Source organism: Sphingosinicella sp. BN140058 (assembly GCF_004135585.1).
GTDB lineage: Bacteria > Pseudomonadota > Alphaproteobacteria > Sphingomonadales > Sphingomonadaceae > Allosphingosinicella.
Genome location: NZ_CP035501.1, coordinates 2,755,752 through 2,777,482, shown reverse-complemented (window position 1 = coordinate 2,777,482; position 21,731 = coordinate 2,755,752). Strand labels below are relative to the sequence as shown.

The following is a 21,731-nucleotide window of genomic DNA, read 5'->3' as shown; positions in this document are numbered from 1 at the left end:
AGCCTCCTTCCAGGAACAAGCGGACCAGCGCTTACAGCGCCGAGTTGGCGATGAGACCGGCGTCGGCACTTGGCAGGTCAAAGGTCACGGAGGCGATCGTGTCTATCCGTACGGCAAGGAAATCGACTTCCGGTACGATATCCACTTGGACCAGCCGGGTATCGCGTGGACGCGTCAGCACGCCAGCGCAATGGGCGATCGCTTGGCCCAGCACCCGCTCGGTCGCATAGTGCATTTCCGGAGGAAGCCGCGAAAGATCGAGCCGCACCGGCACCGCCGCGCCTTGCGGATAGGAGGAGAGCGCACGCCGTACCTCCAGCGTCCGACGGATCGCGGCTGGCGTCGCCTCGCCCCACAGCTCCGTCTTCTTGTATCGGTAGGTGACGCTAGATTGGCCTTCCTTGGGCCGGACCCGCGAGCGGATCGTAATATCCCATTGCCAGAAGAAGCTGTCGTAAAGGCTGCTGTAGCGCGCAACGATCACCGGAAGGTCGAGTTGGCGATAATAATCGAGCTCGTCGGTCTCAAGCACGACTCGGTCCCCGAGCTCGGCGCTGTCCGTCGCCCGTAGCTGCACCAAGAAGGTCAAGCCGGTCGAGTTGCCTTCCTCATCAAATACCTCCACCTCCCGATCGATGCCATAGTCGGGCAGCTTAGCGCGCGACACCCACTTCGCGGGCAGCAGCGCGTTGAATCGTGCGACGGACAGTTCCTCGAGTTCGTGCGATCGTGATCGTTTTGGCATCGGCTATTCGTATCTGTCTTCCTCAAGTTTGAAATATCAGGCACTTGCGTGGTTGCAATCATCCAAGAGGGTTGATGTCGTTCTACCGCAGCGCAGAAGGTGGGAAATGCCGTGCGACTCCACTTATTTGCGATACGGTGCAACTCCACCCATTTGCTCTCACGTTGCGCACGAGTCTTCTCACCGCCACCAGCTTGCCGCCGGGTGAATTGAGTGGAGTGGCACCGTAACGGCGACCTTGCCTCGTTCGCCTCAGTCGCTCGGTAGCAGGAGGCGCAGCCGCGGCCACAGACGCTGCCATTGCTTTTCCTCGGCCCTCCTGCGGATCACGTCCACTCTGGCTGCAAAGGGAGGCGTGTTGGTGATCAGGAGCCGGAGCAGGTCGTCAAAGCCGTATGGCGCGACGAACTCGATGCGCCCGGTTTCGTCCAGGCGCGCGACGAAGGCGGTGGCCGTCTCCGGCCATCTTGAAATCGCGTCCTCGATAGAGGAATACGGTGGCTCCCTGTTGACCGAGTGCATGCGGGCTTGGTTCTTCACGGACCACCTCGCATTTGGGACGAGTGAAGTGAGGCGCACCCGGATGGCCTCGTCGTGCCGCTTCTCCGTATCGGCCGAGTCGAAGTGGATCACGTCCACGTCGTCGCCGGGCGTTGGTGAGCCGTATCCGTGCAGGTGGTCCCACACGGCGTTGCGGATCATGCCGCCGCCGAGGTAGAGCGCCTTGTCGGTGCTGCGAAGTGCGACCAGCGCGTCCACGATAGCGCGGGACCCCAGCGCGATTGACGAGACGATCCGCTGCTGCTGCTTCCTGTCGAACAGTTGCTGGGGACTGATCGTGATCGTCGGCCTCCGGCTCTCCTTGGTGGCGAGGTCCCGCTTGGCGCGTAGAAACTCGCGGTCCGAATTTGCCGGCAGGTTCTCCGCTATCGCCTCATATCGCGTGCGCACGAGGTCGACCCTCGCCGGGCCCTCGCTGATCACGAGGTTGCCCTTCGAGGTAATGGTGTCCTCGATCTCGTTCGCCAGCGCGGCCAAGGCCGCAATGCCCTTCTCTGCGGAGGACTGCTTCTCGGCGAACCGGAAGACAAGATGCAGCACGCCGACGACGAAGAGTGCGAACACCAGAAGGTTGAACGTGAACTCGGCCCCTTGGCGGCTGACTGAATGGAACCAAGAGAGATAAAGGGTGATCTTGTCGAGGCCCGAGAACCCGATGAAGAGGAGGAGCGACGAGACGGCGACTGTGGCGATGTTCTGCGCCGCGTTGATAACACGGTATCGCCGCGCCTTGTTCGACATAATCTGCTTAAGCAGGGTCGCCTTCTTAAGGTAGTCCTCGATCCTGCTCTCTTGACGTCCCTCGACCTGGGGCGGCTGAACCACCTGGGTCGTCGTCCATGAGATCAGCGCAAATCGGCGTGGGCCTCTCGATTGGTCGGGCAAGCGCAGGTCCTTGATTGTCATCTCCGCAGGATAGCGGGTGGGAGCCTGGCGGTCGACGGCTGTTGGTCGCGAGCGATGGGGCGGTCTTCCAAGTGGCGGGCTGCGCGCGGAATCAGGTCGAAGGACCTTCGTGGATGCTTCAGGCGCCCGGCGGCGGCCGAGCCGTAAATCACCATTGACGAAATTTGGCAGCTCCTGCGGGGATTTTGAATGAATAGCCGTTCACATGCGCCGTCAACCATAACCTGACGGGTCGGTTTCGACCAGGTTTGTCGTTCGAGCCGTGTGAACGAAAGGCCGCTTTTGGGATCAAGTTTCCGCGAGTCGAGCGTCCGAGACTGGCGCTGAGCTGTCGGTTCGCACACGCGCCGGTGAATGAAGAAAGACCATGGACGCAGTCTCTTTGGTCCCTCAGCCGGTACCTCGTATGGCTCGACGGATTGAGCCAGACTAGCGCAACCGACCTCCCCATGGTGAAAGGGCAGCGATGCCAACGACGGCGAAAACGACTCCTGACCAGAACAGGAAGTCTTGACGACCCTCAAGACGCTCGGCAACGACGATGAGGAGGCCTAAACCGACCAGGAGTACTGATCCCTCGGCGTTGACTTGCCTCATCGGCTTTTCTCCTGCGCTAAGTGCTTCATTATGCAGCTGCCAGGCTCCTTGCCTAAACCGGCGCTAGCGATAGATGCTATTGTTCCTGGAGCTCCAGCCAGATGGCGTTATCGGCGCCCATCTTCTCTAGCATGGCCTTCAGCGCGCGACGGTTCCCAAACGACCCGTTTGGTACGCGTCGCAAATCGCCAAGCGTGCATTTCAGCACGGCGTCGAAGAACTGACTTGCACTCAGCACAGGCCATTCCTTCTTCGTTGTATCAGTCGCCCGCACCACGTCGACGCCCGTTCGTGTGTAGATCCACGCCACGGAACCCTTTCGAGTGACATGCATCATGCGGCGACATTGCTTGCTGAGCCCGGCCGGGTCGAGCCTGTCGCGACGCTTCGCCTGGATGAGAACACCCTTCGTTGTCGTCAAACCACATGCGTCCTCCACGGAGAGGGCGACATAAAGGTCAGCGCCCAATGGCTTTTCAAGAGAGCCTCGGCCATGTGAGGTGACAGTCTCGCTGATGACGCGCACACGGTGGCCGGCGAGGATTTGCCCGTCGAATCGATCCTCGAGACGCTGCCCCAGGCGGGACGTGATGTCCGGTTCCTCAACGAGACCGTCCATTCGGTCGCGCACCAGTTCGTCGACTGCTTCGGCGAACGCGGTCGCTACCTTCCGGCGCGCCGCCTCACCATTGATCATCGCTCACCCCCAATCGCCTCATTTCTTACGGTCCCCCGGCGTTAAAGATATATGCAACTTCTCGAAATACTGGGGGAATTACGATGCCACTCCACTCATTGCTCGCACATCGCGCACGAGTCTTCTCGCTGCCTCCAGCTTGCCGCCGGAGAAATTGAGCGGCGTGGCACCATAAACCCAATTCCGTGGAGCGCGCGTCGGCCCTTATTCTGAAGAGGCAATGCAAAGCACAGCACCGCTCCCCCTCACCGTGCAGCCTTCAGATATCGGTCGAACCAGTCGAGCGTCCGCCGGCGGGCATCCTGCTGGTTTTCGGCTTTCGAAAAGCCGTGCCCCTCGGCGGGATAATAGATCGCCTCGACCACGCCGCCATTGGCCTTGACGGCCTTCACGACCTCCTCCGTCTGTCCGCGCGGAACCCGGACGTCATTTTCCCCCTGCAGATTGAGCAAGGGCGCGCGGATCTGCTTCGCATAGGTCAAGGGCGACTGCCGTTCGTAGGCGGCCTTGTCCGCGACCGGGTCTCCGACCAGGGCACGCTGATATTCGCGGAGGCCGCCGACCGAATTCTCCCACATCGAGAACCAGTTGATGATGCCGTACTGGTTCACGCCCGCGGCGAAGATGTCGGGGCGCTTGCCCAGCGCCATCAGGGTCATGAACCCGCCATAGCTGCCCCCGGTGATCCCGATGCGCTTGGGGTCGACGAAGCCGGTGGCGGCGAGGAACTTCGCGCCGGCGACGACATCCTCGAGGTCGCCCCCGCCCAGATCCTTGACATTGGCATCCTGGAACGCCTTGCCGTAGCCGGTCGAACCCCGGAAGTTCGGACGGAGGACGAGATAGCCGCGGCTGGCGAACATCGTCGCCAGGCTTGAAAAGCTGTCCTGCGCCTGGCTCGTCGGCCCGCCATGCGGGATGACGATCGCCGGGTTGGAACCGTCCCGCTTCAGATTGAACGGCATGGTCAGGATGCCGCTGATCGGCGTTCCGTCGCTGCTTCGGAAGGCGACGAGCCGGCTCTTCGGAAGGTTTTTCGAATCGAGGCTTGCGGTGGCCAGCCTGGTCATCTGCTCGGCGGCGCCCGTGCCCGGATCCACCGACCAGAAATCGCCGGGCGAGTCGCTTCCGTTCCGCAGCACGAGCAAGTGCCCGTCGGCGGACCAGGATTGCACCGCATTGGGCGTGGTGTTGACCCCGGGCGGGAAGGGCAGCGGCCGCTCCATGCCACTCTCAACGTCCACGATCGACAGATCGGAGCGTCCGTCCGCATTCGTTTGGACGGTGAGCAGCCGCCCGTCGGGAGAGAAGGTGCCGGCCGTCTGCTCCCACGGCGTGTCGCGCAGCCAGCGCGTCTTTGCCGTCTTGAGCGCCATCAATCCGGCGCGATATTGGCCGCTTTTCTCGTTGGAACTGATCGCCACGGTGCGTCCGTCCGGGCTCACCGCTTCGGCCCTGATCGCGAGACCCGCCGCCTCGCGGGTCAAAGCGCGCGCCTGCCCGCCGGCGAGATCGATGGCGTAAATGGTCGATCGGCTGCCGACGATGTCCTGCCGATTGGCGATGAGCGTTCGACCGGCATCGGCAAAGCCCGCCGAGGACCAGATCCGCGACGCATCCTTTTCGGCGGTCAAGGCCCGCACCTTGCCGCTCGCACGATCGAGGAGCGCGAGATCGATCGAGGTTCCGGTCTTCGCCCGACGCGCGAAGACGATGGTGGTCTCGTCCGGGGTGAGGCGCGGCTGCGTCTCGGTCACGTCCGGCGATTTGGTGAGGTTGACGACCGCCCCGCCGGTGAGCGGCACGGTGAACAGATCGTACAGCTCATCCCCGCCGCGATCCTGGGTGAACAGCACCAGTCCGTCGCGTGTGACCAGTTCCGGGGACTGGGCCTCGTCCGACGTCGTCAGCTGAACCGGGAAATTGCCGCCGCGATCGACCCGCCAGAGATTGTAGCGGCCCGTCAGGTTCGGTGCGACCACCAGGGAACCGTCGGCGGCCCAGGCCGCACCGGCGGAGCCGCGCACCGCCGCGAGATCGGCGAGCGGGACCGGCTTGGCCGCCATGTTCACCGGCGAGGTGAGACTTGCCGGATCCGTGAGCTCCGAGATCGGGGTCGGGACCGGCGCGGCGAGCGCCTGGCCGGCGGCCAACAGGGTGATCGTCAGCAGACATGCGCGCATGGTCTTCCCCCTTTGGGTTCGAGGCTATGCAAGGCGTGAGCCGGGGGCAAGGCTTTCCGGCGCGTCGCCGATGGAGGGGCTGGGGTTCGGGTCGGCATCGTGCCGATCACCGCTTGCCATTGGCCCGGGATGGAACGCCAGTTCCGGCGAGATGATCGTTAGCTCGCGCGCGCTTCGGCTGATCGCGAACACAGAGACGGTGGGCGACGTGAGCCCGCCTGTGCACCCGGTCGATGTTCGATCAGCGGGTGGAATTGCGTATCATGCCCCCGGAACTTGGGGCGGGAGCGGACTGGCAGTTCTTGGAGCTGGAAAGGTGAAGAGGGCACATCCAGGACCGCCACGCGCATGAGCTGCCCCTCTTTCCCAGAGCGCCGGCGAGTTCTAGCTTTCTTTGAAAGAGGGGGAGCAGACGATGCACGAGGGGCGATACATCGAAACCGAGGAAGGCGTTTTCCTTCCAGAAGATGACCCGGACAGCGCCGCCGGTCGAATGTCGGCTCATGAGATCAGCATCCGTTATGCGGTCGGGCAGTGGCTCATCATCGAGGAAACATCCGCACCTGTGGGAGAGCTGAGTGAGGGCCGTTGGCTGCCGGTCACAGATCAGCCGCCAGCGGCGACGCTTCGCCTCAAGCTGAAGAATGACCGGCGCCGCCTCCACACCATTCGGGCGGAAGGCAGTGCGCCGATAAAGGCTGACTTCGAGCTAGTCGTTCGCCCGAGTTCCGACGGCAACAGCGGCGGCTACGTCCGCCATCTGCCGCCGAAGGAACGAGCTGATCCCGACGAAAGCGATGACGAGGCGCTCACCGGCACGCTCGCAATCCCGGCGAAACGATTGGAGTACATCGTCGGCTGCCTCAAGCACCCCGGCGCTCGCCTCAAACTCTCCCTTGAACTGCCGCTCTACAAGCCTGCCATCGCCCATGACTTCGACCGCGACTGGTATTCACAGGACTTCTATCTCAGACATGACGCGACGACCCCGATCACGGGCTATCACCTCAATGTGCTGGTTGGTCCGCTGCGAACGGAAGATGAGGAACGTGAAGCCGAACTCGCGCGAATGCAGGCTGATGACGAGCCGCAATACGGCGGCGATGAGGTCAAGCCGGACGCTCCTGCTGAGCATCTATCGAGGCCGGCGCCGGACCGCGACCCTCGGCTCACATGGATAATCGCCTTACTAACCCTCTTGGTGATTGCAGAGCTTTTCGGCCGTTAGTCGAACGGGATGAGAAGGTCTTGCCTTCGCAGCGCGTCGCGAACGTGCGGCGTGGCGGTGGATGCTGGTCCGCGCCCGCCTCAGCGTTGAACCATGAAGACTTGGCGCCCGGGAGCACAAGCAGATATTCCCGGGTGGCATTCCAAAAAGTCGCCTGAGGAGACGCCATGTACGCGAAAGACGTTCCACCGGGGACCCGCTTCTACCACGGGACCAAGGCCGAGCTCGGCGTCGGCGACCTGATCGTCCCGGGTTTCGGCAGCAATTTCGTCGAGCGCGGGCTCAAGCACGTCTATTTCTCGGCGCAGCTCGATGCGGCGACATGGGGTGCGGAACTTGCGAGGGGCGAGGGCCGCGGCCGCATCTTCCTCGTCGAACCCACCGGCCCGTTCGAGGACGACCCCAATCTCACCGACAAGAAGTTTCCCGGCAACATGACCGCCTCCTACCGCTCGGCGGCGCCGCTGCGGATCACCGGCGAGGTCGAGCATTGGGTCGGCCACTCTGCGGAGCAGGTCGAGGCGATGAAGGCCGGTCTCGCCCGTCTGAAGGAAGAGGGCCGCGACACGATCATCGAGGACTGATCTGGCGGCCGTCGCAACCCGGAATGGCGGCGTGGGCGATGGCGCTAATCAGGTTGGTGTCCCCGATTTGAAGGTTTCGCCTCACGCCACGGCGGCAGGATCGAGCGTGAAGACGGTGCGCTCCGCCAGCGTGCCGATCGCTGCCAGATAGGCCTGGAAGTGCGGCGTGGCGCGGTGGGCGGCGACGGCGTCGGCGTCGGCGTAGAGTTCGTCGAGGACGAAGCGGCCCGGCTCGGCTTGGTCCTGCCAGAGATCGTAGCGCCGATTGCCGGGCTCGGCGCGGCTCGGGGCGAGCATGGAGTCGAGCAGGGCACGGAGCGCTTCGGCCTGGCCGGGGCGGGCGGTGAGCACCGCGATCAGTTTGACGGGATTGGACATCGTATCGATCCTGGTTTCAGCGGTTGAGGGAGGTGGGAAGGCCGGCTGCGCGCGCCGATCGGCGAAGTGACGGCAAGCCTTTCGATCTCCACCTGTTGCACGATCAGTCGCCGGAGGGCTGGTCGGCGGCTGCGGCGGAACGGCTCAGTGTTCTGCTGCGCTGTGGTCCCCGGACGTCGGCGCCACGCGCCTCGGGATCCAGATCGAGCAGGAGAGCCCGTCCTTGGCGCCCGTGCCGTCGGCCATGCGGGTGCGCTTGAAGCAGGCGCCGAGCGGGAAATCGCGGCTGAGCCAGACGCCTTCGTCGCCGGCATCCTGTTCCCAGGGCTCGATCCCGGCGCGCTCCAGGAAAGACCAGAAGCGTTCGGCCGGCTCGCCGACGCACAGATATTTGTGGCTGTCGTCGGTTTCGCTGACCCCGTCCGTTTCAAGGGCATTCGCAAGGCAATCCTCGATCAGAGCGGGGGTGCGCTCAGGAAACGGAGCGGCTGCGGGCTCGGCGAGGGTCATCCAGGCGATCAACAGGAACATGGTGCTTTCCCCCTTCCGACGACGGTGTCAGGCGGCTGCGCAAGCGCAGTCCGCCGGTCGCGGGTCGGCGCTCTGTAGCAGCCACCACGAGGTCTGTAGAGCGACGGTGGTGGTGCGACAGGCGCCCGTCGATCGAACCCGCGGCGCGGCGCCCCAGCTTGATAAGAATGAACCGCGCATCCTTGCGAAGTCTTGACCGGAACGCCTCCCTCGGAGCGGCGTTACGGGGGCGTAAGCATTGGGAGCTTTTCCTTGCCAGCGCCGCGCCTCACGCCCTCCGATTTCCGGAACCCTGCCGTCCTGCTCGCGGGAACGGTCGACTATGCCATGTACGAGGCCTTCCGCACCCAGCTCGCCGGGGCGCCCGCGGAGGGGTTGATCGTGATCGAATTGTCGACGCTCGGCGGCGATCCAGAGGTTGCGCGGATGATGGGCGAGGACGTGCGCTTCCACAGCGCGGTGGAGCCCGGGCGGCGCTTCGTATTTCTTGGCAAGGCGGCGATCTATTCGGCCGGAACGACCTTCATGAGCTTCTTCGCGCGCGAGAATCGGTACCTCACCCGCGGCACCAGGCTTATGATCCACGAGCGCAAGATGAACACCACCCTCAACGTCGAAGGGCCGCTGACCACCTGCATCGCCAGCCTGGAGGCCACCCTGAACGAGATCCGCGCCTCGATCGAGATCCAGAACGAGGGCTTCCAGAATCTGGTGGCAGGATCGATGGTGACGCTGGAGGAGGTGCTCGAGCGGGCACCGAGCAACTGGTATATCGAGGCCGCCGAGGCCGAGGCGCTGGGCCTCATCGAAGCGATCGTGTGAGCGAGAGCTGCCCGTCTGGGGCCCCTGTGCCCGCAGCGTCGGTGAGGCCCTGTCGCTGGATCGGGATCGGACTTCACGCCGTGGGCTGATCGGCGGGAGCGATGCCCCCGCTCCCGCGTCAGAACAGGAAATCCGACACGCTCAGCATTTCGATCGGTCCGGCGGCCGCTGCCAGGGAATTCCCAGCGTCGGCGGAGTCCGCGAACCAATGGCCGGCGGTCGTCGTTGCGGCCTGATCGGCCTCGCCGAAGAACAGGCTGTCCTCCACGCCCGCCGCTGTGTGCAGGATGTCGCTGCCGGCGTCGACGACGGTCTCGACGGCGGCGGCCGCCACCGCCGAGATCGTGGATCCGGCGCCGGTGACCAGGGTCTGCACCAGGCCGGTGGGCGTGCTGGTGACGACGTTCAGATCGAAATCGTTGATCCGGATCGAGCCGTTGCCCGAAATCACTTCGGAGCCGAGGCTGATCGCCGCCAGATATTCGTCGTCCGAATAGTAACCGAGCGCCTGGAGGTGATCGACCATCTTCGTGATGTCGATGGTGCCGGTGAGCACGTCCTTGTCGGCGATGATCGCGGTGTAATGGCCGTCGCGGTAGATGGTGCCGGTGAAGGCCCCGTCCGAATAGGTGCCGATCACCTCGCCGAAAGGCTTCACGTCGCCCTTGTGCAGCCAGATCATCAGTTCGTTGGTGACGGTCGGCTCGTTGCCGTCCGGCTTGGTGGTGAACCAGATGTCGTAGGCGACGTTGAAGCCGCCGACATTGCCCTTGGCGGTGATGTCGAACGTCGCCTTGAGCGAGGCGAGATCTCCGACCCGCGCCGGGAAGACGTGGCTGGTGTCGGTCGGGTTGAGCTGCTCGCCGTGCGGGCCGATGCCGAACATCACGTTGGGATAAGCGCGGATCGGCGCGGTCATCTCGGTGGTGTAGGGGAAGGACCAGTTGAAGGTCGCGCCCTTGGTCATGTCGTTGCGGCTGTAGATGGTGTCGATGCTGAAATCGGTGCCGTATTTCAGGCTGCCCGGATTCCAGGCATTGGTCATCACGTACCAGCCATGGGCGTTGTAGCCGCGATCGGGTCCGTGCATCTGATCGAAGCCGCCGGGCACCGCGCTCTTGGGAAGCTTGAAGCCGAAATCGGCCGGATCGAGCCATTCGAGCCGAATGTCGCGAAGCACCAGGCTCTGGCCGTCGGTGAGGCCGATCTTGAGATCGCTGCCGACCTGCTGGGCGCGCGCGACGATCTGATCGAAGCCGGTGATGCCGTAGCCGCCGAGCCGGACGACGTCGTAGCCGGGGCGGAAATTGTAGATTGCGTCGGAGCCGTTGCCGGTGGTGACCACGAAGATGTCGCTGCCGCTGCCGCCGACGAGGACGTCGTTGCCGGACAGGCCATTGATCGTCGCGCCCGCGGCGCCGGCGACGATGATGTTGTCGAGCGCATTGCCCGACGCGGCGGTGATTCCCGGCGAGCTCACCACAAGATTCTCGACATTGCCGCCGAGGCCGGCGCTGCCCCAATAATAAGCGTAGACGGTGTCGATGCCTTGGCCGCCGGATTCCACCGCATTGGCCGTGCTCGCCCACATATGATAGGTGTCGTCGCCGAGGCCGCCGACCAGGATCGTCCCGGCAATCCCCTGAAAGGCATCGGCGCGGCCGGTGCCGTTGCGGACGTTGGTCGCGCCTTCGGCAGGAACCCAGTTCACCGGTTTCGTAGACAAGCGCAGTTCGACGCCAGTGGCCGTGATGTACATGATACGCCATCCCCCTCGGATGACCCTTTCTAACCGTTAACCACGCGCGTCGTCATTTTCGTAATAGTACCTATTAACCGCAGTATATCCCCTTACTTCTCATGGACTTGCCCTCTTCCGGCACACATTGCTGCAGATCATTCGCCGGCGGCGGGTTCGCGTTGTCCACGGCCGGCGCGCCGGAAGAACGCCGTGATGATAGGGGGAGTCAGCCGCGCCGGACGGGCTGGCGAAGGATGGTCCGGAGCCTTTCCGGCGGCAGCTTGCGCGGATCGCCGAGATAGATTTCGTGGTGGCGACCGGCGAAGGCATAGCCCCCGGCCGGCATGATCTCGTCGTGGAGGGCGGCGAGCAGAGGCCCCTCGTCATCATAGCTGCCGACATGGAGCGCCTGGAGACACAGCCCCTCGTGCAAGGTCTCGAGGCGGAGGCTGGGCGACAGGTCAGCGCGCTTGGCGGCGGCCTTGGCCCGGGCGCGACCAAATGCGTCCTGGTCGACGAAATCGGGGACCATGATCATCATCGTCCAGTCCCATTCGTGCTTGCGGCGGGCGGTGAAGCTTTCCGGATCGGCGGCCCACCACAGGCCCTCGAGCGGGGCGACGACGAAATCCCGCCCCTCCGCCTTGGCCATGAACTTGAGCGCGTAGGCGGCCGAATAGAGGCTCTCGACCGCGATCCGGTAGGCCGCGCCGGTGTTCGGATCGCCGTGACCGTCCGCCATCAGATATATGAGCGGCGGCACCTCGATCTCGACGAAGCGGCCGGCCGGGGCGGTGAACAAAGTCTTCCTAGTTTTTTTCAGATCCAGCTTGTCCATCGTCCCCTCCCAATTTTGCAACGATCGTGTCGAGCCATGCGAGCTCCGCCTTGGCCTGGCCGAGACCGTAAGCGAACAGGGCATCGACGAAGGGCGGCAGCGGCTGCTGCGAGTCATGCCGCGCGCGCAATCCGCGCTGCCGATCGCGCAAGGCCTGCCGGCGCTCGGCGAGCGCGGCGAGGGCCGCGGCCGGATCGAGCGCCGGCCAGTTCGCGAGGCCGACAAGCACGGGCGGCGGCGCTCCGGCGGGCTCTGCAAGCAGCTTCAGGCACGTAGCGGCGAGGCTCTCCCGACCCGCCGCCGTGATTGCGTAGGGCTTTCGGCCCTTGGCGGAAGCCGGCACCGGATCCTGGCGGATCAGCCCCTTCTTCTCGAGCTTGCCGAGCAGGAAATAGATGGAGGAGAAGCCGATCTCCGTCCACGCCCGCACCCCGCGCGCCTCGATCACCTCGTCGAGCTCGTAGCCGTGCAGAGGGCGCTCGGCGAGCAGGCCGAGGATCGCGGCTTCGGAGGGGGTGAGGTGCTGCATATTCTAGTTATAGAATACGTCTCATGCACCGAAGATCAAGTGGGTTCGAATGCGCTTCGATCAGGCTTTCAGTCGTCCACCAGCCAGGCGAAGGCGCGGCTGAGGCGGGCGGCGCCGTCGTCGGCGAAAAAGCGGCCGTGGGCGAAGATCACGCGGGACGGCGCGGTCGCGACCATCGCCGCGACCGCCTGACGTGCGGCCTTGCGCTCGAGGAGCAACAGGCTGCGGACGTGGAAGGCGGTGCTGTCGCGGGTGGCGCCGGTCAGGCGCATCGCCCAGCGCGTCAGCGGCGGCAATTTGGCAGGCTCGACGTTCTCGATCAGATCGACGAGGACGAGCGTGGACGAGGCGCGGTGGAAGAACCAGGCTTCGCGGAAGCCGCCCGCCCCGGCGACGATCCCCTGATCGATCTCGCCCTGCCAGGCGTCCGGCGGCGCCGGGCCGAGATCCCGATCGACGACCAGACCGGACTCCCGCACCTCCTTTCGGTCGCGAAGACCCGGCACGGCCCAGACCGTCGCGTCGGGAAAGGCGCGCTGCCAGTCGCTGAGAAAGGTCCAGTGGGCGACATTGGGCGCGATCAGGTGGCGGATCGTGCCGAGCGCCTCGATCCGGCGGGCGAGATCCGGCGAGAACCGGACTGGCGAATGGAGGAGGAGATCGCCATCGCCGAGACGGATGATCGTCATCCGGACCGGCAGCGAGAGACAAGCGACGACGATCGGACCGCTGTCGACGATCCAGATGCCTTCGGCGACCTGCTTTGGCTGATCGCGCGGCGGATAGGTGACCTCGTCGGGCGAGACCGGGTGCTGCCGTGCGGCGCGCACCGCCAGCAGGACGGCAGCACCGGCAAGGCCTGCGCCGAGCAGGATCGGTGCGAACCGCGCGGCGCTGCCAGTGCCGTGCCTGCGGGTGTTTCCGTTTGCGGGATCGTCGGTCATGCGGCCCTCCTCTGCTGCCGGTCAGCGCAGCGTGTGCCGCGAAGTTCCGAGGTTCGCACGGTTGCGACGGCGCAACCAAGCCGCCTCTCGTGGGTTGATCCAGGTTGGAAGGGGAGCCTGATGAAGACAGCCTTGCTTGCCGCTTTTCTGCTGACGGGAGCGACACCGGCCGCAGCCCAGGGCGTGTTCGATATGGGCCAGCTCACCGGCACGCTGTCGCAGGATGCCGTCACCCAGAGCGAGGAAGCCCGCGCCGACAAGGAGAGTGCGGCCGAATCCCGGCGCAAGACCCGGGCGAATTGCGCGAAGGTCTCGCAATTGCGCAAGCGCTACGGGCCGAGCGATGCCCGGATACGATGGCTGACCGACACGTGCCGGAAGCTCGGGCATCCGACGGGGTGAAAGTTACGGGTTCCTCCCCGCGACGGGGAGGATGGCGGAGGGGTCATGAAATGCAATTGATCCTGTTCCGAAAAAGCGCCGAGTGGGTCTCGACACCCCCTCCACCACCGCCTCCGGCGGCGGTCCCCCTCCCCGAGCAAGCTCGGGGACGATCCAGGCAATCGCCGCTCCTCAGCTCGTCAGGAACGGCGGGTCCGGGATGGCGCGGGTGGCGTCGTGGAGGAGGTCGGACCAGCGGGCGGAGAGATCGTTGAAATAGGCATCGTTGCTTTCGATCCGGCGGGTCTGGATCGGCGACGAGGGGTCCGCGCGCATCACCATCAGATCGAGCGGGCGCGCCACCGCCAGATTGGAGCGCATCGAACTGTCGAAGGAGAGGAAGCCGATCTTCACCGCCTCCGCAATCGGGGTGTGGCCCCGGATCACGCGATCGAGAATCGGGCGGCCATATTTGGTCTCTCCGATCTGGAAGAAGGGAAGCTCGCTCTTGCACTCGATGAAATTCCCGGCCTCGTAGACGAGGAACAAAGACGGCGGGCCGGAGCCGATGCGGCCGCCGAGCAGCAGGCTGGCGCCGCCGGCGATCTTCAAAGAATTGAGCGCCTCGCCGACGGTGCGGTTGGCGATCTGCAGCGCGTCGCCGACGAGCTGCGCGGCGCGGAACATGCTGGCCGCGCCGCCGAGGGTGCGGGCAATCCGCCCTTCCTCCTCGTCGGCCGGCAGCCCTTCGCGGATCAGGCTGATCACCGTCTGGGTGATCGAGAGGTTGCCGGCAGCGGCGACGAACAACTGCCGTTCGGGTTCGTCGATCAGGCAGTGGAGCTTGCGATAGGAGGAGAAATTGTCGACGCCGGCATTGGTCCGGGTGTCGGCGATCATCACCAGCCCCTCGTCCAGCAGCATGCCCAGGCAATAGGTCATCTCAACTCTGTACCTGCCATTGCGACTGGGATCGCGCCTGATGGACGGCGACCTCGACCGCAAGTTCCTCGATGCCGCCGCCGGAGCGGGCGCCGACGATCGGCGCAGCTTCGCGATAGTCGAAGCCGCAGGCGACGCGAAGATAGGCATCGTCGGTGCTGATGCCGTTGGTCGGATCGAAGGCAACCCAGCCGAGATCGTCGACGAAGGCTTCGACCCAGGCGTGGGCGGCAGGCTGCCGGTGGGCGCCGTCGCGCCGGAACAGATGGCCTGAAATGTAGCGGGCGGGTATGCGGAGCCGGCGCGCCACGGCGATGAAGATGTGGGCGAAATCCTGGCAGACGCCGTGGCCGGCACCGAAGGCGTCCTCGGCGCTGGTGCCGACTCCGGTCGCATCGACGTCGAACCGCATCCGTTCGTAGATGCGGCGGTTGAGGCCGTGCAGGGTGTCGAGCCGGGCGCCGCCCTCGTCGGCGATGTCCATCGCCAGCCAGTCGAGCGCCTCGCCGGCGGCGGTCAGCGGCGTTTCCCGCAGGAAGACCTGGTGCGGCAGATCGCCGGGCACGGCACGGACGATGCCGGCATTGTCCTCGGTCAGCACCCGTCCGGAAACCGACAGGGTCAGCGCCTGCACCGGCTGATCGACGTAGAGCATGTGGGTGACGTTGCCGAACCCGTCGCGGCCCTCGCGAAGGCGGGCGTCGCAATCGACGTCGATCCGCCAGCTGAGCACCGTCTGGCCCTGAAAGCTCGACGGGGTGACGCGGAGCAACTGGATGATCCGCCGTGTCGGCTCCGAATAACGATAGCGGGTGATATGGTTCACGGACAGGCGCATCAGGCGAACCGGAACTGGTTGGCGATCGCGGCATCGATCGCGGCATTTTCGCGCATGAATCCATTCAGGGATTCGTGCAGCCCGTACGCCAGCAGATTCTCGATGCTGCCGTCCTCGAGCCGGGTGAGGCGACGGCGGGCGAGCCGATCCGCTTCGCCCTGCAGGCCCGACATGTCGCCGAACTGCGCGAGCATCGCCACCGTTTCGCTCGCCGCGGCCGCCAGCGAACGCGGCAGTTCCTTGCGGAAGATCAGCAGATCGGCGATCAGCCATGGCTGCAGCGCCTGGCGGTAGATGGTGCGATAGGCGGTGCGTCCCGAAACCACGTGGAGCAGGGTCATCCACTGGTCGCGGTCGCGCAGGCCGCCGACCTGCTCGCCATCGGGCAGCAGCAGATAGTATTTGACGTCGAGCAGGCGCGCGGTGTTGTCGCCCCGCTCGATCAGCGATCCCAGGCGCAGGAACCAATAGGCTTCGTTGCGGAGCATGCGGGCGAGCGCGCCTTCGAAGCCGCGCGCTTCCGCCTTCAGCTCCTCGACCATGTTGAGGGTCGACTGGGTGCCGCCCGGGCTCGCGCGATCGCGGATCAGCAGCCAAGCGCGGTTGATCGCCTCCCAGATCTCCTGAGTGAGGACGTTGCGGGCGGCGCGAGCATTGTCGCGGGCGGCGGACAGGCAGGATTTGACCGAGCTCGGATTGTCGAGGCTGAGCGCCAGGAAGCGGCGGCCGCCGAACGCACCGAGCGCTTCGCTGGCCGCATCGGGCGCGGCGCCGACGACGGCGAGTGCGCTCTTCCAGGCTTCCTCCACCTTTGGCTGGGCGAGCAGCGAATCGAGCCGGATCGTCGCCTCTATGAGCCGCGTGGTGAACTCGGCGCGCTCCATGTAGCGGCCGATCCAGTACAGGTTCGAAGCGGTCCGGGAGAGCATCAGACCCCTCCCGCGGCGTTCGGCGCACGCTCGCCGTCGAGGACGAAACTGTCCTTGGTGCCGCCGCCCTGGCTGGAATTGACGACCAGCGATCCCTCGCGCAGCGCGACCCGGGTAAGGCCGCCGGGAACTGTGGTGACTCCGGACGAGCCGGTGAGGACGAAGGGTCGGAAATCGACATGGCGCGGCGCGATGCCGCGATCGGTGATGGTCGGGATCGTCGACAGAGCGAGGGTCGGCTGGGCGATGTAGCGCTGCGGCTGCGCGATCAGGGCGGCCCGGAACGCCTCGATCTCGGCGCGCGACGCGGTCGGCCCGACCAGCATGCCGTAGCCGCCGGAGCCGTCGACCAGCTTCACCACCAGCTCTTCCAGATGATCGAGCGTATATTGGAGCGAGGCCGGCTCGCGGCACCGCCAGGTCTCGACGTTGGGGAGCTTCGGCGCTTCGCCGGTATAGTAACGAACGATCTCCGGCATGTAGCTGTAGATCGCCTTGTCGTCGGCGATGCCGGTGCCCGGCGCATTCACGAGGGTGACGTTGCCGGCGAGGTAGGCGGCCATCAGCCCCGCGACCCCGAGCATCGAATCGGGCCGGAACAGCAGAGGATCGATGAAGGCGTCGTCGATCCGCCGGTAGATGACGTCGACCCGCACCCGTCCGTCGATCGTGCGCATCCAGACGATGTCGTCGTCGACCTCCAGATCGCGGCCCTCGACCAGCTCGATGCCCATGTTGTTGGCGAGGAAGCTGTGCTCGTAAAAGGCCGAATTGTAGTGGCCCGGCGTCAGCAGCACGCAGCGCGGCTCGACGGCGCCCTCGGGCGCGACCGACTGAAGGGTGTCGCGGAGCAATTCGGGATAGGTATCGACCGGGCGCACCGGCAGCCGCTCGAAGAGCTCGGGGCAGAGGCGCAGCATCGCCTCCCGATTCTCGATCATGTAGGAGACGCCCGACGGGGTTCGGGCATTGTCCTCCAGCACGAAGAATTCGTCCGGCCCGGTGCGGACCAGATCGATCCCGCAGATGTGCGCATAGATGCCGTGCGGCGGCCGCGCGCCCGCGACCGGGACGCAGAATTGCTCGTTGCCGAGCACGATATCGGCCGGGACGATGCCGTCGGCGAGGATCCTGCGGGCGCCGTAGACGTCGTCGACGAAGGCGTTGATCGCCTGGACTCGTTGTTCGAGCCCGGCCGACAGCCGCGCCCACTCGCCCGCCGACAGGATGCGCGGAATGATGTCGAACGGGATGATGCGCTCTGCCGCATCCTCCTCGCCATAGACGTTGAAGGTGATGCCGAGGCTGCGGAAGGCGGCTTCGGCGGCATGCTGGCGCCGGTCGAGCTCGGCGGCGCTGGTCTCCCGCAGCCAGTCGCCGAGCGGTTCGAAGCCGGGGCGCACGGCGTCGCCGCCGCTTGCGCCCCAGAGCTCGTCAAATGCCGTGCCGGCTGCCACCGATCGAGACCGTCTCCGCTCTATGCCCGTTCACCTTCTCATCGATATACTCGTCAGTACGCCCGCGGAGCCGATCGGTGCCGGATCCTGTTCAGCTCACCGCCGTCAAAACATTGTCGGCGGCGTGCGGCTCCGCGGCAGCAAGCAGATCCGCCTGCGGCCTGAACAATTTGCGGGTGATCTCGACGTCCTTGAGGCCCGCCAGCTTGAACGTGCCCATCTTCGCCTCGCGCGGCTTCTGGCCATCGATCTCGACGGTCACGCCGCGGACGAAAAGATCGCCGTGACGCTCGAACATCTGATGGGGCGCGACGATCACAGTGCGCTTGTTGTACACTGCTGAGACGCAGCGTTTGCGGGCGATTCCCTCGCGAAGAGCGGTCTCGGCTCCGTTATCGTTTTCGAAAAGCATGCTACTCCAGAATTCTTCTTCCAGCCCGCACTAGAGACGGGCTCCGGCCGGAACGCCCGCACCTAGCATCTCGATCTTGCAGTTCAGGGACAGCCTGAGACTCTGCAGGACCTGTGCGACGGTGCGGCAGCCTTCGACCTGCTCATCGCTGATGCGCACGCCGAACGCTCTTTCCAATCTTAGGACGAGCGCCAGCACGTCGAGCGGATCGGCACCGAGATCCGCAAGCGCGGCCGCGTCGACGACCATCGCCGGCGCGACGCCGAGATGGTCTGCGATGATTGTGCGGGCAAGGGTCTCGTCCAACAAAGCCGAAGGTCCAAGGCACGGAATGTGCCGGAACGGGAGCGTTGCAGAGCGCGCGGGCGATGGTCGAGGTGAAATCTTCGCGAGCGCGATCAATCGGGCGGGCGGAGATCGACGCGCGGCGCGTCGGGCGAAGCACCGTCGCCTTGCGCGGCGGCGTCGACCTCGCTGGCCGGCAATTCCGCCGCGTCGCCCTTGTCGAGGATCGTCTCGCCGCCCCGCCATTTGGCGCGCGCTTTCGCTTCATCGTGGAGCGGCAGCTTCTCTTCCTCGGGCATCGCATGCCTCCTTCGGGTCAGAATTCCACCTGCGCGCGCAGGCCGAACGTGTCGACATCGTAGCCGCGCTCGTCGAGCGGCTCGGCGGACCCGGCGACGACCGTCGCCGCCCGCGGACCGCCTTCGATGCTGAGGTGGGTATATTGCGCCATGAACCGCAGATAGTCGGTGGGGTTCCAGATCAGGCTCGCCGCATAGCCGAGCTGCCGACCGCCATTGATGAAATCGGGCGCCAGCAGGGAGGTGCCGGCGACGCGATCGGTGAGATCGACATATTCGATCCGCGCATTGGCCTGGAGCGCGCCCCAGCCGCCCTTGTCGAACGGCCGCCTGACCTTGACCCGGTCCCAGCGGCCGCCGCGATAGCCGCGGCTCTCGCCGGTGAGATAAAAGCCGATCTCGCCATAAGCCGATCCGAACACCGGATCGGCCGAGTAGAAAAGGCCGTTACCGGCGCCGTCGTTGGGGCCGAACGCATGGCCCGGGCGGAAGCCGCGCACCCAGACACGCTGTGCCTCGGCGACCGCGTGCAAGGGGCCGTGGATCGCGGCGAGCTCGACACCGAAGATGTCATCGCCGTCGGCCGCGATCGCCGCCGTGTCGATGAAGCGCTGATCGGTCAGCTGGGTCATCGGCCGAACGCGATATTGCACGTTCTGCGCATCCTGCTGGGCGACGCGGTGCTGGAAGTTCGCGCCGAGGTGGAGGCGGGTGTCGTCGCCGAGCTTGGGTGACCACAAGGCGCGGGCGCTCGCCTGCCAGCCGGTGCGGGCGGCGTTGGTGTTGTTGATCTCCTGCCCGAAGATACCGGCCGCGATCATGTAGGAATCGTTCTTTGGATCGGCGTAGGCGAGGCTGACCCCGAGCCGGCGATTGAGACCGAACGTCTCGGTATTGGCGCTTCGCTCCAGCATGGTGGTGACTCGCGAGCTCGTCACCGAATCGAGCCCGGACAAGGGAAAGAAATTGCCGATCGTCACCAGCCACGGCGATCTGGGTCGCTGATAGGTGATGATGATGTCCTCGTAATCGACCTGCCCCTGGGTGAAATTGAACTCGGCATTGTAGGCGAAGCCGCCGGGAAGCGTGCCCTGGGCGCCGAAGACGATCCGGCGGGACCGGCTGTTCCAGCCCAGATTGTTGTAGTTGAGGCCGCCGACGATGCCCTCGCGCTCCGGACCTGGCGTCGAGACGGTGCCGGCGTCGAACTGGACGAAACCCCGCGGCTTGAAGCTGAAGCCGTCCTTGCCGACGAATTGCGGCGCGCCGCGCCAGACCGGACTTTCCGGCGCGTCCTTGGGCGTAGCAACCGGCGCAGCCTGCGCCTGTGCAGTCGCCGGAGGCGCGGCCGCCGGCGTCGCCGCCTGGGCGGCCTTCAGCGCGGTCACTTCCGCTTCGAGCTGTTCGATCTTCGCCCGCATCGCGGCAAGCTCCGCTTCGATGCCGCCAATGCCCTGCGCAGAGGCGGGTGCGGCGGTCACGGTGGCGAGGAGGCCCGCGACGAGAGTCTTCCTGAACATGCGCGTCTCCTGTTCTGCAGGGCTTTGCGAAAGCGGTAAGTCGGTATGGTTGCGGTTAGAAGGCGAAGCGATGACACTTATGTGACGGTTCGCGCACTTTGTGCGTTGCGGCATGTCGCGCTAGGAGGAACGCGATGCGCCTTCCCGTTCGTTTCCTCTCCGCCGCCGCCATCGTCGCGCTCGTCCTCATCGCGGCGCAGAGCGTCGACGCCCCCGTCTGGGGGGCGTTGCTCGGCCTGCTCGGCGGCGCTGTGGCGGTGCTGATCTGCTGGAACGCCTATTTCTTCCCGGAACCGATCCGGGCGCCCGAGGCGGGCGCCGAGGATGTCGAGCGGCTCGCCCGCGAGATCGTCCAGCCGCTGCCGGAGCCGATGATCCTGCTGCAGAGCGGGCGAGTGCTGGTGGCCAATCCGGCGGCGCGGATCCTGTTCGGCGAATCGGTCGAAGGCCAGGACGTCCGCCTCGCCGTCCGCCATCCGGCGGTGCTCGAGCGCCTCGCCGCCCACCAGGGCGAAACCGTCGAGCAGATCGAGGTGACCGGGCTCGGTGAAGCCGACCGTCGCTGGCTGATGACGATCGCGGCCCTGCCCAGCGGCCTGCGCCTGGTGCGGCTCGCCGACCGCAGCGAGGCAGTCGCGGCCGAGAAGATGCGGGTCGATTTCGTCGCCAATGCAAGCCACGAGCTTCGAACTCCTCTGGCCACCGTGCTCGGCTTCATCGAGACCCTGCGCGACGAGAGCGCGGGCGGCGATGCGGAGCTGCGCGAACGGTTCCTCGGCATCATGGATGCCGAGGGCAAGCGTATGCAGACGCTGATTGACGATCTGATGTCATTGTCCCGAATTGAGGCAGAGCGTTTCCGTCCGCCGACGGAACCCCTCGACCTCATCCCTTTGGTCGAAGAAGTCCGCTCCGGCTGCGGTGCGCTGCTCGCCGAGCATGGCAATGTTCTGGAGATCGCGAATCGCAGCCACGGCACCATCGTCGCCGGCGATCACGGCCAATTGCTCCAGTTAATCCGCAACCTCGTCGTCAACGCGGTCAAATATGGCAGCGCCGGGACGCCGATCACGGTGACGTTCGAGGATGCGCGGGAGATGGTGCGAATGATCGTCACCGACCGCGGCGAGGGCATCGACCCGGCCTTCCTGCCGCGTCTCACCGAGCGCTTCTACCGGGTCAATGCCAGCCGCAGCCGGGCGCAGGGCGGAACCGGGCTCGGCCTCGCCATCGTCAAGCACATCGTCTGGCGCCATCGCGGGCGGCTCGACATCCGCAGCACGCTAGGCGAGGGAACCTCCGTCCACGTGCTGCTGCCACGGCCTCCGGCGGACGGCCAAGTCGTGTCATGAAAGTGTCATGCGAGTGTCACAGGAGACTCTCT

23 protein-coding genes are annotated in these 21,731 nt (G+C 65.5%); 5 read left to right on the top strand and 18 right to left on the bottom strand.

Going from position 1 to position 21,731, the window contains the following annotated elements; translation table 11 throughout:
* Positions 1 to 31: 31 nt before the first annotated feature.
* The 4 genes from ETR14_RS12645 to ETR14_RS12630 form a co-directional block, all read right to left on the bottom strand.
* A complete protein-coding gene (locus tag ETR14_RS12645) occupies positions 32 to 745 on the bottom strand; it encodes a DUF4365 domain-containing protein (protein WP_129385012.1) in 714 nt (237 codons plus the stop codon).
* 252 nt (positions 746 to 997) lie between these two features.
* Positions 998 to 2,212, bottom strand: coding sequence for a nucleotidyltransferase family protein (locus tag ETR14_RS12640; protein WP_129385010.1), 1,215 nt, complete (start codon positions 2,210 to 2,212; stop codon positions 998 to 1,000).
* A gap of 673 nt (positions 2,213 to 2,885) precedes the next feature.
* Complete coding sequence (locus ETR14_RS12635; protein ID WP_129385008.1) at positions 2,886 to 3,506, bottom strand: hypothetical protein; 621 nt, start codon at positions 3,504 to 3,506, stop codon at positions 2,886 to 2,888.
* A 245-nt stretch (positions 3,507 to 3,751) separates the two neighbouring features.
* Positions 3,752 to 5,689, bottom strand: a complete 1,938-nt coding sequence (locus tag ETR14_RS12630; protein ID WP_129385006.1) for a S9 family peptidase — start codon at positions 5,687 to 5,689, stop codon at positions 3,752 to 3,754.
* A 415-nt stretch (positions 5,690 to 6,104) separates the two neighbouring features.
* Between ETR14_RS12630 and ETR14_RS12625 the strand changes: the two genes are divergently transcribed.
* Positions 6,105 to 6,917 (top strand): hypothetical protein, encoded by an 813-nt coding sequence (locus tag ETR14_RS12625; protein WP_129385004.1) that lies wholly within the window; start codon positions 6,105 to 6,107, stop codon positions 6,915 to 6,917.
* A gap of 167 nt (positions 6,918 to 7,084) precedes the next feature.
* Complete coding sequence (gene arr, locus ETR14_RS12620) at positions 7,085 to 7,501, top strand: NAD(+)--rifampin ADP-ribosyltransferase (protein WP_129385002.1); 417 nt, start codon at positions 7,085 to 7,087, stop codon at positions 7,499 to 7,501.
* Positions 7,502 to 7,582: 81 nt separating this feature from the next.
* Here the strand turns inward: arr and ETR14_RS12615 are convergent, their stop codons facing one another.
* Entirely contained in the window at positions 7,583 to 7,879 is a 297-nt protein-coding gene (locus ETR14_RS12615; protein WP_129385000.1) for a putative quinol monooxygenase, read from the bottom strand.
* 144 nt (positions 7,880 to 8,023) lie between these two features.
* Complete coding sequence (locus ETR14_RS12610) at positions 8,024 to 8,410, bottom strand: hypothetical protein (RefSeq protein ID WP_129384998.1); 387 nt, start codon at positions 8,408 to 8,410, stop codon at positions 8,024 to 8,026.
* A gap of 252 nt (positions 8,411 to 8,662) precedes the next feature.
* Between ETR14_RS12610 and ETR14_RS12605 the strand changes: the two genes are divergently transcribed.
* On the top strand, positions 8,663 to 9,232 hold the full coding sequence (locus ETR14_RS12605; RefSeq protein WP_129384996.1) for a peptidase S14: 570 nt from the start codon (positions 8,663 to 8,665) through the stop codon (positions 9,230 to 9,232).
* Between the two features lie 118 nt (positions 9,233 to 9,350).
* Here ETR14_RS12605 and ETR14_RS12600 read toward each other — a convergent pair whose 3' ends face one another.
* The 4 genes from ETR14_RS12600 to ETR14_RS12585 all read right to left on the bottom strand — a co-directional run bounded on the left by ETR14_RS12600 (position 9,351) and on the right by ETR14_RS12585 (position 13,284).
* On the bottom strand, positions 9,351 to 10,991 hold the full coding sequence (locus ETR14_RS12600) for a hypothetical protein (protein WP_129384994.1): 1,641 nt from the start codon (positions 10,989 to 10,991) through the stop codon (positions 9,351 to 9,353).
* Between the two features lie 208 nt (positions 10,992 to 11,199).
* The gene (locus tag ETR14_RS12595; protein ID WP_129384992.1) at positions 11,200 to 11,811 is read right to left on the bottom strand and encodes a GyrI-like domain-containing protein; all 612 of its coding nucleotides are present in this window, start codon (positions 11,809 to 11,811) and stop codon (positions 11,200 to 11,202) included.
* Positions 11,783 to 12,340: a PadR family transcriptional regulator gene (locus tag ETR14_RS12590; RefSeq protein ID WP_129384990.1), complete on the bottom strand. Its 558-nt coding sequence runs from the start codon at positions 12,338 to 12,340 to the stop codon at positions 11,783 to 11,785. The genes ETR14_RS12595 and ETR14_RS12590 overlap by 29 nt, the downstream gene beginning before the upstream one ends.
* Before the next feature lie 68 nt (positions 12,341 to 12,408).
* Positions 12,409 to 13,284, bottom strand: coding sequence for a DUF4336 domain-containing protein (locus tag ETR14_RS12585; protein ID WP_129384988.1), 876 nt, complete (start codon positions 13,282 to 13,284; stop codon positions 12,409 to 12,411).
* 120 nt (positions 13,285 to 13,404) lie between these two features.
* On the opposite strand from ETR14_RS12585, the gene ETR14_RS12580 reads away from it, so the two are divergent.
* Positions 13,405 to 13,686 carry a hypothetical protein gene (locus ETR14_RS12580; RefSeq protein ID WP_129384986.1) on the top strand — a complete coding sequence of 94 codons (282 nt, stop codon included), beginning with the start codon at positions 13,405 to 13,407 and terminating at the stop codon, positions 13,684 to 13,686.
* A 171-nt stretch (positions 13,687 to 13,857) separates the two neighbouring features.
* On the opposite strand, the gene ETR14_RS12575 is transcribed toward ETR14_RS12580, so the two are convergent.
* From ETR14_RS12575 to ETR14_RS12540, 8 genes are all read right to left on the bottom strand, one after another.
* Entirely contained in the window at positions 13,858 to 14,607 is a 750-nt protein-coding gene (locus ETR14_RS12575; protein WP_129384984.1) for a peptidase, read from the bottom strand.
* A 1-nt stretch (position 14,608) separates the two neighbouring features.
* Complete coding sequence (locus ETR14_RS12570) at positions 14,609 to 15,445, bottom strand: transglutaminase family protein (protein WP_129384982.1); 837 nt, start codon at positions 15,443 to 15,445, stop codon at positions 14,609 to 14,611.
* The gene (locus tag ETR14_RS12565; protein WP_129384980.1) at positions 15,445 to 16,374 is read right to left on the bottom strand and encodes an alpha-E domain-containing protein; all 930 of its coding nucleotides are present in this window, start codon (positions 16,372 to 16,374) and stop codon (positions 15,445 to 15,447) included. The genes ETR14_RS12570 and ETR14_RS12565 overlap by 1 nt, the downstream gene beginning before the upstream one ends.
* Positions 16,374 to 17,831 (bottom strand): circularly permuted type 2 ATP-grasp protein, encoded by a 1,458-nt coding sequence (locus ETR14_RS12560; RefSeq protein WP_129384978.1) that lies wholly within the window; start codon positions 17,829 to 17,831, stop codon positions 16,374 to 16,376. Before ETR14_RS12560 ends, ETR14_RS12565 begins: the two co-directional genes overlap by 1 nt.
* 91 nt (positions 17,832 to 17,922) lie before the next feature.
* Positions 17,923 to 18,243 (bottom strand): hypothetical protein, encoded by a 321-nt coding sequence (locus ETR14_RS12555; protein ID WP_129384976.1) that lies wholly within the window; start codon positions 18,241 to 18,243, stop codon positions 17,923 to 17,925.
* A 30-nt stretch (positions 18,244 to 18,273) separates the two neighbouring features.
* On the bottom strand, positions 18,274 to 18,549 hold the full coding sequence (locus ETR14_RS29185; RefSeq protein ID WP_129384974.1) for a phosphopantetheine-binding protein: 276 nt from the start codon (positions 18,547 to 18,549) through the stop codon (positions 18,274 to 18,276).
* Positions 18,550 to 18,641: 92 nt separating this feature from the next.
* Entirely contained in the window at positions 18,642 to 18,827 is a 186-nt protein-coding gene (locus tag ETR14_RS29180) for a hypothetical protein (protein ID WP_129384972.1), read from the bottom strand.
* A gap of 17 nt (positions 18,828 to 18,844) precedes the next feature.
* Positions 18,845 to 20,347 carry an OprO/OprP family phosphate-selective porin gene (locus tag ETR14_RS12540; RefSeq protein ID WP_165356422.1) on the bottom strand — a complete coding sequence of 501 codons (1,503 nt, stop codon included), beginning with the start codon at positions 20,345 to 20,347 and terminating at the stop codon, positions 18,845 to 18,847.
* A 134-nt stretch (positions 20,348 to 20,481) separates the two neighbouring features.
* Here ETR14_RS12540 and ETR14_RS12535 point away from each other — a divergent pair, with 134 nt between their 5' ends.
* Complete coding sequence (locus ETR14_RS12535; protein WP_129384968.1) at positions 20,482 to 21,699, top strand: ATP-binding protein; 1,218 nt, start codon at positions 20,482 to 20,484, stop codon at positions 21,697 to 21,699.
* The last annotated feature ends 32 nt before the right edge of the window (positions 21,700 to 21,731 follow it).

Bases quoted from the DNA above. Each gene is read 5' to 3' on its own strand.
- ETR14_RS29180 (WP_129384972.1), bottom strand. From the start codon at position 18,827: ATGCCCGAGGAAGAGAAGCTGCCGCTCCACGATGAAGCGAAAGCGCGC.
- ETR14_RS12570 (WP_129384982.1), bottom strand. From the start codon at position 15,445: ATGCGCCTGTCCGTGAACCATATCACCCGCTATCGTTATTCGGAGCCG.
- ETR14_RS12590 (WP_129384990.1), bottom strand. From the start codon at position 12,340: ATGCAGCACCTCACCCCCTCCGAAGCCGCGATCCTCGGCCTGCTCGCC.
- ETR14_RS12625 (WP_129385004.1), top strand. From the start codon at position 6,105: ATGCACGAGGGGCGATACATCGAAACCGAGGAAGGCGTTTTCCTTCCA.
- ETR14_RS12635 (WP_129385008.1), bottom strand. From the start codon at position 3,506: ATGATCAATGGTGAGGCGGCGCGCCGGAAGGTAGCGACCGCGTTCGCC.
- ETR14_RS12610 (WP_129384998.1), bottom strand. From the start codon at position 8,410: ATGTTCCTGTTGATCGCCTGGATGACCCTCGCCGAGCCCGCAGCCGCT.
- ETR14_RS12575 (WP_129384984.1), bottom strand. From the start codon at position 14,607: ATGACCTATTGCCTGGGCATGCTGCTGGACGAGGGGCTGGTGATGATC.
- ETR14_RS12615 (WP_129385000.1), bottom strand. From the start codon at position 7,879: ATGTCCAATCCCGTCAAACTGATCGCGGTGCTCACCGCCCGCCCCGGC.
- ETR14_RS12645 (WP_129385012.1), bottom strand. From the start codon at position 745: ATGCCAAAACGATCACGATCGCACGAACTCGAGGAACTGTCCGTCGCA.
- ETR14_RS12640 (WP_129385010.1), bottom strand. From the start codon at position 2,212: ATGACAATCAAGGACCTGCGCTTGCCCGACCAATCGAGAGGCCCACGC.
- ETR14_RS12595 (WP_129384992.1), bottom strand. From the start codon at position 11,811: ATGGACAAGCTGGATCTGAAAAAAACTAGGAAGACTTTGTTCACCGCC.
- ETR14_RS12565 (WP_129384980.1), bottom strand. From the start codon at position 16,374: ATGCTCTCCCGGACCGCTTCGAACCTGTACTGGATCGGCCGCTACATG.
- ETR14_RS12585 (WP_129384988.1), bottom strand. From the start codon at position 13,284: ATGACCGACGATCCCGCAAACGGAAACACCCGCAGGCACGGCACTGGC.
- ETR14_RS12535 (WP_129384968.1), top strand. From the start codon at position 20,482: ATGCGCCTTCCCGTTCGTTTCCTCTCCGCCGCCGCCATCGTCGCGCTC.
- ETR14_RS12540 (WP_165356422.1), bottom strand. From the start codon at position 20,347: ATGTTCAGGAAGACTCTCGTCGCGGGCCTCCTCGCCACCGTGACCGCC.
- ETR14_RS12580 (WP_129384986.1), top strand. From the start codon at position 13,405: ATGAAGACAGCCTTGCTTGCCGCTTTTCTGCTGACGGGAGCGACACCG.
- ETR14_RS12630 (WP_129385006.1), bottom strand. From the start codon at position 5,689: ATGCGCGCATGTCTGCTGACGATCACCCTGTTGGCCGCCGGCCAGGCG.
- ETR14_RS12600 (WP_129384994.1), bottom strand. From the start codon at position 10,991: ATGTACATCACGGCCACTGGCGTCGAACTGCGCTTGTCTACGAAACCG.
- ETR14_RS12555 (WP_129384976.1), bottom strand. From the start codon at position 18,243: ATGCTTTTCGAAAACGATAACGGAGCCGAGACCGCTCTTCGCGAGGGA.
- arr (WP_129385002.1), top strand. From the start codon at position 7,085: ATGTACGCGAAAGACGTTCCACCGGGGACCCGCTTCTACCACGGGACC.